At 31.2% G+C, this 1,451-nt stretch carries 3 protein-coding genes; all 3 read left to right on the top strand.

The genetic code is table 11. The features are described from left to right. A partial coding sequence (locus F564_RS0117685) for a peptide-methionine (S)-S-oxide reductase (protein WP_028123741.1) occupies positions 1 to 259 on the top strand: 259 nt, incomplete at its 5' end. Positions 260 to 305: 46 nt separating this feature from the next. Next, positions 306 to 1,025 carry a hypothetical protein gene (locus tag F564_RS0117680; protein WP_028123740.1) on the top strand — a complete coding sequence of 240 codons (720 nt, stop codon included), beginning with the start codon at positions 306 to 308 and terminating at the stop codon, positions 1,023 to 1,025. A 2-nt stretch (positions 1,026 to 1,027) separates the two neighbouring features. After that, positions 1,028 to 1,429, top strand: coding sequence for an OsmC family protein (locus F564_RS0117675; protein ID WP_028123739.1), 402 nt, complete (start codon positions 1,028 to 1,030; stop codon positions 1,427 to 1,429). Positions 1,430 to 1,451 lie beyond the last annotated feature (22 nt).

Genomic DNA, 1,451 nt, shown 5'->3' with positions numbered 1-1,451 from the left:
AGGAACACAATATCGTAGCATTATTTTTTACAGAACAGACGATGAAAAAATGCAAGCATTAAAGGTCATTGAAGATGTTCAATCTGCCTACGATGATATGATAGTAACAGAAGTGAAAATGTTTGAACATTTCCATAAGGCAGAAGCCAATCACCAAGACTATTACAATCGCAATAGCGAAACTGGTTATTGTATGGCAGTAATAAATCCAAAATTAGCAAAATTAAAATCGCTTTATCAGGATAAACTAAAGAAATAATGGACGAAGACATAAATTTTTAATGAAGCAATTTAAAAAATAAAGAATGAAAAATAGTCTTGATAAAAATGCAAAATGGCTCTTGCTTTTTGGTATTTTATTAACATTTTTATTTCCATTACTACTTCCATTGCTCAATAAAACAGGCATTGGTAATTTTGGCGTTGTTGGCGATGCGATTGGCGGTATAACAAATCCTATTTCTCAACTCATTGGCTCTATACTTCTATATTTAGCGTTAAAAGCTCAACTTTCAGCAAATGGCATAGTGCAAAATCAAATAGAAAAAGACAATATAAAGGAAGAACAACAACACAATACAGAACAAATACGGACTTTTTATTCTTTCTTTCAAGAAACAATAAAAAATTTCAGTTATGAGTTTTCTGATGCAAATGGAAAACAACTGTTGTATGGAAAAAGAGCCATAAAATGTTTCTTAAATGATTTGGAACAAATGAAAGTAGATATTCATAATACAGATGATGTACTTATGTATGATGGAGTAAGAGAATTATTAAGTATTTTGAAAAGTGCAGAAGAATTATTCAATCGCATTGATACTATTTCTTCAAAATCACAACATATTTTATTTTATAGAACTCTTTTGCAACACGAATTATTATTCAATATTTTTCCTTATCAAGACCTTGATGACGATATTAATATTAAAACTGGAAAATGCACTATTTGTGCAGATGCACATTCATATTATCCTCCTATTATATTTGATAAAATTAAACTTTTAGAATCTAAATTTATATAAAAATGGCAACAGTAATTAAAATTAAAAACATTGAAGAAGGCTTCCAAAGTATTATCACTAATGGTAAGCACACCATTATTGGTGACGAACCTATCACAAGTAAAGGAACAGATTTAGGTTTAGCACCCTCAGAACTTGTTTTAAGCGGTTTGGCAATGTGCAAAGTCGGAACTGTCCGTTTTATTGCTCGCAAAAACAACTGGGAGATAGAGAATGTAACAGCCGAACTAGTGCAAGAAGTAGCAAGAGGGGAAGGAGGGCTAAAAACCACTATTCAAATTAAAATGATTATTGAAGGTAATCTTTCCGAAGAGCAGAAAGAAGAATTGATAAAACAAGCCGACCGTTGTTATATCCACCGTTTGTTAAATAGCGAATGGGATATAATGCCTATAACGCTTTAAATCAAATGCACTGCCACTAACA

The sequence above is a fragment of the Epilithonimonas tenax DSM 16811 genome, from assembly GCF_000428485.1.
GTDB classification, from domain to species: domain Bacteria; phylum Bacteroidota; class Bacteroidia; order Flavobacteriales; family Weeksellaceae; genus Epilithonimonas; species Epilithonimonas tenax.
Note: the sequence above shows the minus strand (reverse complement) of the source record. Positions and strands in the feature narration are given on the sequence as shown.